The sequence below is a fragment of the Nocardiopsis halophila DSM 44494 genome (genome assembly GCF_000341245.1).
GTDB lineage: Bacteria > Actinomycetota > Actinomycetes > Streptosporangiales > Streptosporangiaceae > Nocardiopsis_A > Nocardiopsis_A halophila.
On sequence record NZ_ANAD01000009.1, the window covers coordinates 1 to 6,717 of the forward strand.

Annotated in this window: 4 protein-coding genes and 1 pseudogene; 1 reads left to right on the top strand and 4 read right to left on the bottom strand. The window is 75.0% G+C overall.

The genetic code is table 11. From position 1 onward, the window contains the following. Positions 1–1,506: 1,506 nt before the first annotated feature. A complete protein-coding gene (locus D450_RS0100875) occupies positions 1,507–2,070 on the top strand; it encodes an isochorismatase family protein (protein WP_193789641.1) in 564 nt (187 codons plus the stop codon). A 67-nt stretch (positions 2,071–2,137) separates the two neighbouring features. Here D450_RS0100875 and D450_RS0100880 read toward each other — a convergent pair whose 3' ends face one another. The 4 genes and pseudogenes from D450_RS0100880 to D450_RS29115 form a co-directional block, all read right to left on the bottom strand. After that, positions 2,138–3,427: a thymidine phosphorylase gene (locus tag D450_RS0100880; protein ID WP_017536797.1), complete on the bottom strand. Its 1,290-nt coding sequence runs from the start codon at positions 3,425–3,427 to the stop codon at positions 2,138–2,140. 161 nt (positions 3,428–3,588) lie between these two features. Further along, positions 3,589–4,008 (bottom strand): cytidine deaminase, encoded by a 420-nt coding sequence (locus D450_RS0100885; RefSeq protein ID WP_017536798.1) that lies wholly within the window; start codon positions 4,006–4,008, stop codon positions 3,589–3,591. A 23-nt stretch (positions 4,009–4,031) separates the two neighbouring features. Beyond that, entirely contained in the window at positions 4,032–5,312 is a 1,281-nt protein-coding gene (locus D450_RS0100890; RefSeq protein ID WP_017536799.1) for an ABC transporter permease, read from the bottom strand. Further along, positions 5,309–6,717: pseudogene (locus D450_RS29115) on the bottom strand (ABC transporter permease); the annotation flags it as partial. The gene D450_RS0100890 and the pseudogene D450_RS29115, both read right to left, overlap by 4 nt.

The window sequence follows — 6,717 nt, forward strand, 5'->3', positions numbered from 1 at the left end:
TCCAGGTGCGATCCCGGCCAGACCAGAACGGGGTTCGGCACTACCGCGTCCACAATGTCCTGAATTGCCCGCCCGCCGGAAAGGAGGGAACAAGAGAGCGAGAGCGAGGCGCCCGCCCGCGCCGGACCTGATACCACCACCGACCCGTCCTCGATTACCCGGGGTGAGCGAGAGTGCCGCAAACGGGCCCCGAGTACCAACAGAAGGGGCACCGGGGACCGAATCCGGTTCTGGTCTGGCCGGGATCACACACCCGCCCTTCCCCGGGCGCCGCTCCAGGTGCGCGCGAGACCTACACCCTCCTCCGATCCGGATAAACGGGACATTCGGCGAGCTGTGTCCACTGGAAACCGCCCCGGAAGGGCCCGGCCTCCATCGAGAGTGGCAATATCACCACTCTCGATGCACCGTCGCCGCCTGGTGCGCCCGGTATGCCCGGAACGCGCAAAGGAGGGGGTCCGCCAAAACGGCAGGCCTCCCGGCGCCCTACCAGCGGCCCCGGGGACCGCCGCGCCTTGTCGTTGCTGCCCATCCCCCTGGCACCGCAGGGCCCCGGCCCCCGGCAAGCAGGCCGGAGCGGGGCACCGGCTCTCCCGTCGCCGCTACCTCCCTGGACCACACGGAGCCCGGCAGCCGACCGGCGGCCCCAAGGATCCGCCCCGCTTCGTCGTCGCCTCCCATCACCGGTCCCCCTGGGGCGCCGACGCCCGGCCGAGAAGAGCGAGCGGGGCACCGGCTACGTCCTCGCCGCCTCCCTCAGCGACCGTCCGCGCACCCGCCACCCGACAACGCGGCCTGGTGGACCCGCGGCCTCAGTCGTCGCCGCCTTCTCCCCGAACCACAGGGGCCCCGGCCCCCGGCAAGCAGGCCGGAGCGGGGCACCGGCTCTCCCGTCGCCGCTGCTGTTCCCGGCACCACGAGAGGCCCGGCGGCCGACAGCCAAGGTCGGGGAACCGCCCCGCTTCGTCGTCGCCTCCCATCACCGGTACCCCTGGGGCGCCGACGCCCGGCCAAGGAGAGTGAGCGGGACACCGGCTACGCCCTCGCCGCCTCCCTCAGCGACCGTCCGCGCACCCGCCACCCGACAACGCCACCGGACGACGGCACCGGCCCCGTCCTCACCGCCCCTCCACCTGGTACTCCGGCGGCCCGGCGCCCGGCCGGCGGGGTACCCGCCTACCCACCCACCTGCCGCGCCATCGATGGCCGTATCCGCTGGAGCGGTGGAACTCCGGTACCCCAGCGGCCCCGACACCCCAGCGACCCCGGTACCCCAGCGGCCCCGACCCGACCCGCGCCGGACTCAGGGAGGCCGGTCCTGCACAGACCGGCACAGGGCCCACCTCCCCCGACACCGACGAAAAGAATAAAGAGACGCCGGAGACGGTTGGGGACGGGTAGGAGCGGCACCACCCCAGCGAACCCGCACTTCGCCGACCGCGTTGCGGCGCCGCCGCGGTCGCCGCCCCCTTCTGGCCGGCACTCCGGCTCTCTAGGGTGGGGGGCATGACTCGCGCAGTGCTCGTCATCGACATGCACGAATTCCTCGTCGACGGCCTCTGGCGCGGGGCCGAGCTCGCGCGGCGGGTCGGGGGGATCGTCGGCCGGGCGCACCGGGCCGGGGTCCCGGTGCTCGTCCCCCACCAGGTCGGGCCGCCGGGCGGCCTCTTCGACCCCGACCGGCGCGGACGCGGCGTCAGCCCGCTCATCGGCCTCGGAGAAGGGGACCGGACCATCCCCAAGCAGGCCACCGACTCCTTCTGGGAGACCGGCCTCGCCGACGACCTTCGCTCCCTCGGCGCCGACACCCTCGTCGTCACCGGCGCCGCCACCGACTACTGCATCGACGCCACCGTCCGTTCCGCCGCGAGCCACGGCTTCGACGTGGACCTGGTCGCGGACGGCCACGCCCCCATGGCTGCAGGGGACCCCGACTCCGGACTGACCGCCGAACAGGTCATCGCCCACCACAACACCGTCCTCACCCGCGCCGTCCACCCCGGTGGGACGGCGCGCCTGGTCCACGCCGTCGACGCGCTCCGGCCGGGACGGGCGGCTGCCGAGCGGTGAGGGGCGGGGCACCGGCCGGGCTCTTGCCGCCGCAGGCCGGCAGCTCCCCGGGGCGCCCGCCCCGGGGTCAGCCGAGGGGCTCCCCTACCCGGTCGATGATCAGGGGGAGGCGCTTCTCCTCCGCCGGTTCGAGCCGGGCGGCGCCGGTCAGCACCTCGGCCGCGCCGCGGAAGCGGGACGGGTCGTCGGTGTGCAGGGTGAACAGCGGCCGGCCGGCGCGGACCCGCTCGCCGGGCCCGGCGTGCAGCACCACCCCCGCCCCCGGCGACACCCGGTCCTCCTTGCGCGCACGGCCCGCCCCCAGGCGCCAGGCCGCGACGCCCACGGCGTGCGCGTCCACCGACGCCAGCACACCCGACGCCGGCGCCAGCACCTCCCCGCGCTCGTTGGCCTGGGGAAGCGCCGCGTCCGGGTCACCGCCCTGGGCCCGGACCATGGCCCGCCACGCGTCCATCGCCGTGCCGTCCCGGAGCGCGTCGGCAGGGTCCTTGGCCCCGCCCAGGCCCGCCGCGTCCAGCATCTCGCGCCCCAGCTCCACGGTCAGGCGCACCACGTCCTCGGGCCCGCCCCCGGACAGCACCTCCAGGGCCTCCTCCACCTCCAGGGCGTTGCCCACCGCGCGCCCCAGCGGCACGTCCATCGCGGTCAGCAGCGCGCGGGTGCGCACCTTGTTGTCGTTGCCGATGCCGACCATGGTGCGGGCGAGCTCGCGCGCGCTGTCCGCGTCCTTCATGAACGCGCCCGCCCCCACCTTGACGTCGAGGACGAGCGCCCCCGTCCCCTCGGCGAGCTTCTTCGACATGATCGAGGCCGCGATCAGCGGGATCGACTCCACGGTGCCGGTGACGTCGCGCAGCGCGTAGAGCCTGCGGTCGGCGGGCGCCAGCCCGGGCCCGGCGGCGCACACCGCGCCGCCGACCTCGCGCAGCTGTCCTCGCAGCTCCTCGGGGCCGAGATCGGCCCGCCAGCCGGGTATGGACTCCAGCTTGTCCAGGGTCCCGCCGGTATGTCCGAGCCCGCGCCCGGACAGCTGGGGGACGGCCGCCCCGCACGCCACCACCGCCGGGGTCAGCGGCAGCGTGGTCTTGTCGCCCACGCCGCCGGTGGAGTGCTTGTCGGTGGTGGGCCGGTCCAGCCCGGACAGGTCCAGGCGCTCGCCGGAGGCCAGCACGGCCTCCGTCCAGAAGGCGACCTCGGCGCGGGTCATGCCGCGCCACACGACGGCCATGCACAGGGCCGCCATCTGCTCATCGCTGATCCCGGAGCCGTCGGCGTACCCGGCGATGAGCCACTCGATCTGCTCGCGGGTGAGTTCGGCACCGTCGCGCTTGGCGGTGATGATGTCGATGGCGTCCATCAGGTCCTCCGATGGGTCGTGCACGGGGCGGCCTCGGCACGGCCGCCGACGGCGGGGAAGGGAAAGCGGGGCTCGCAGCTTAAAGAGCGGGCCGGGAGGGGCGTAAGGCCCGGACGGGCTCCCGTGTCGAATCCCCCGCGCAGGCGGTTCCGGTCGGCCCTTCAGGCCGTCCGGTTCAGGTCCTCGGGGCCGAAGGCCCGCGGGAGCAGCCGCCCCAGGGCGGTCGGACCGTCGTCGGTGTCCACCTGCAGGGCGGGCCCTCCGTGCTCGTAGAGGAGCTGCCGGCAGCGGCCGCACGGCAGGAGCGGCCGCCCGTCCCCGTCGGCGCACGCCATCGCCAGGAGCGGCCCTCCCCCGGTGGCGTGCAGGGCGGACACCAGGCCGCACTCGGCGCACAGGGTCAGCCCGTACGAGGCGTTCTCCACGTTGCAGCCGGTGACGAGGCGCCCGTCTCCGGCCAGCCCCGCCGCGCCCACGCGCAGGCCGGAGTAGGGGGCGTAGGCCCGCGCCGCGGCATCGCGGGCCGCCGCCCGGAGGGCGCCCCAGTCCGGGGCCGCTGCGGTGAGTCGCTTGTCGTCCATGGACGGACTCCTTCCCGCCCGGGCTACCCGCTCCTCCTGCGCCACTGGCGTCCGATCCCCGCCGGGGGCCGGAGCCGCTGCGAGGCCAGCACCAGGACCAGCAGGGTGGCGATGTAGGGGCTGGCGATGACCACCTCGCGCGGCACCGTGTCGGTGAACCGGTACCAGGCCAGCAGCCCCCCGGCGACCGCGATCGACGCCAGCGCCGTGCCGGGGCGCCGCCGCCACAGCTGCCAGAGCGCCGCCGCGGCCAACGCCCCCGCCAGCAGGAGGAGCAGGGCGTGCACGGCCGGCCCCTGGCCGCGGATCTGCAGCGCGTCGGTGAACCCGAACAGCCCCGCGCCCATCGCCAGCCCGCCCGGCCGCCAGTTGCCGAAGATCATCGCCGCCAGCCCGATGTACCCGCGCCCGCCGGTCTGGCCCTCCTGGTAGACCGAGGAGGCCACCATCGCCAGGAAGACCCCGCCCATCCCGGCCAGGCCGCCGGACACCGTCAGCGCCGCGTACTTGTACCCGTAGACGTTGACGCCCAGCGACTCGGCGGCGTCGGGGTTCTCCCCGCAGGAGCGCAGCCGCAGGCCGAAGCGGGTCCGCCACAGGACCGCGTAGCTCACCGGGAGCAGCGCCAGGGCGATCAGGGTGACCACCGACATCCCGGAGGTCAGCCCGGTGACGATCCCGGCGGCGTCGGCCGCCAGGAACCACCCGGTCTCCCGCACCGGTTGCAGCAGGTCGGCGACGAACGGCAGCCCGACCCTGCCGAAGTCCGGCAGCTGCGGCGACTGGGCCGCACCGCCTCCGGGGGCGTCCATGAAGTACAGCACCGACAGGTAGCGCATCGCGCCCACGGACAGGATGTTGATCGCCACGCCGGAGACGATGTGGTCGACGCCGAAGGTCACCGTGGCCACCGCGTGCACCAGTCCCCCGGCCGCCCCGCCCAGGACCCCGGCCGCGAGCCCCGCCCACGGGTTCCCGGTGGCCCAGGCCGCGTAGGCGCCGAACCAGGTGCCGAAGACCATCATGCCTTCGAGGCCGATGTTGATGATGCCCGCGCGCTCGGCCCACAGCCCGCCCAGGCCGGCGAGGCCGATGGGCACGGCGAAGGCGAGCATGGTCTGCACGGTGCCGACCGAGGTCAGCGCGTCCTGGCCGCTGTACACCCGCACCGCCGACAGGGCCGCGACCACGGCGAGCACCGCGCTCAGCACCCGCCACCGGCGCCACCGGCGCCCCCACGCGCCCCGGACCGCCGCGGGCGCGGCTCCGGGACCGGGCGCCCCGGCGGTCGTCTCCCGGCTCATGAGGCCACCTCCGCCCGGCCCAGCTCCCTGCCGACCTGCTGCTGTTCGTAGCGGCGCCCCCAGCGGTGCACCACCTCGTAGACCACGACCACGGTGAGCACCACCGTGGCCTGGGTGACCACCGCCATCTCCTTGGGGATCCCCCGGAAGTCCAGCACCAGGGAGGCCTGGTCGAGGAAGCTCCAGAACAGCGCGGCCAGTGCGATGCCCACCGGGTGGTTGCGGCCCAGCAGGGCGATGGCGATGCCGATGAACCCGAGCCCGGTGGGGAAGTCCAGGGCGTAGTAGTGGGAGTCGCCGAGCAGCTGCGGCATGCCCACCAGCCCGGCGACCATGCCGGAGATGACCATGGCCGCCAGCACCATCTTCTTCACGTCGACCCCGCTGGCCTGGGCCGCGGTGGCCGACTGCCCGGTGGCGCGCAGGTCGAAGCCGAAGCGGGTGCGCTCCAGCATCCACCAGTAGCCGGCCCCGACCACCGCGGCCAGCAGCACCAGGCCGAACAGGTCGACCCGCGATCCCATGAAGCCCATGGGGACCGAGGGCACCCACCCGGAGGGCGGGATGGGGCTGGTGCCGATGTTGTTGGTGCCGATCTCCACCGCCAGCCGGTCGACGTTGATCAGGTAGGCGGTGATGCCGGTGGCGATGGCGTTGAGCATGATCGTGGAGATCACCTCCGAGACGCCCCGGGCCACCTTGAGGAACCCGGCCAGCCCCGCCCACAGGCCGCCGACCGCCACCGCGGTGGCGATGACCACCGCCTGGTGCAGCACCGGCGGCAGCGCCACCGCGCCGCCGACGGCCGCCGCGGCCATCGCCGCCAGCCGGTACTGCCCGTCGACCCCGATGTTGAACAGCCGCATCCGGAAGCCGATGGCCACCGCGACCGCCGACAGGTACAGGGTGGAGGCGTTGTTGGCGATGTTGACGATGCTGTCGGGCTTGGTGCCGTGGCCGACCATCTCGGCGAAGGCGAACAGCGGGTCGACCCCGGTGGCCACCAGCACGGCGGCGGTGACCAGGACCGCCAGCACCACCGCCACCCCGACCGCGGCCATCGCCAGGGCGAGCATCCGGGTCAGCGTGCGGTGCACCAGGGCCGCCACGGCCCCGCCGGCCAGCCCGCCCAGGGCGTAGGCGACCGGTTCGATCAGCCACAGGTCGGCCACGGCCGCCACGACCAGACCGGCGGGCGCGCCCCGCANNGCCCAGCAGCGGGGCGAGCGCCAGGACGGCGCCGCGGATCAGCGGCGGTTCACCGCCGCGCGCGGGCGGGGCCAGGGCCCGGGGCAGCACCGGCGCCGCCAGGACCGCGGCGAGGAAGGAGGCCGCGACGGCGACCGCCAGCGCCGCCGCGGCGATCAGGGACAGGTCCAGCAGCCAGGTGGCGGCGGCCGCCGCG

Excerpts from the sequence above, each read along its gene's own strand:
- D450_RS0100875 (WP_193789641.1), top strand. The coding sequence starts at position 1,507 with ATGACTCGCGCAGTGCTCGTCATCGACATGCACGAATTCCTCGTCGAC.
- D450_RS0100880 (WP_017536797.1), bottom strand. The coding sequence starts at position 3,427 with ATGGACGCCATCGACATCATCACCGCCAAGCGCGACGGTGCCGAACTC.
- D450_RS0100885 (WP_017536798.1), bottom strand. The coding sequence starts at position 4,008 with ATGGACGACAAGCGACTCACCGCAGCGGCCCCGGACTGGGGCGCCCTC.
- D450_RS0100890 (WP_017536799.1), bottom strand. The coding sequence starts at position 5,312 with ATGAGCCGGGAGACGACCGCCGGGGCGCCCGGTCCCGGAGCCGCGCCC.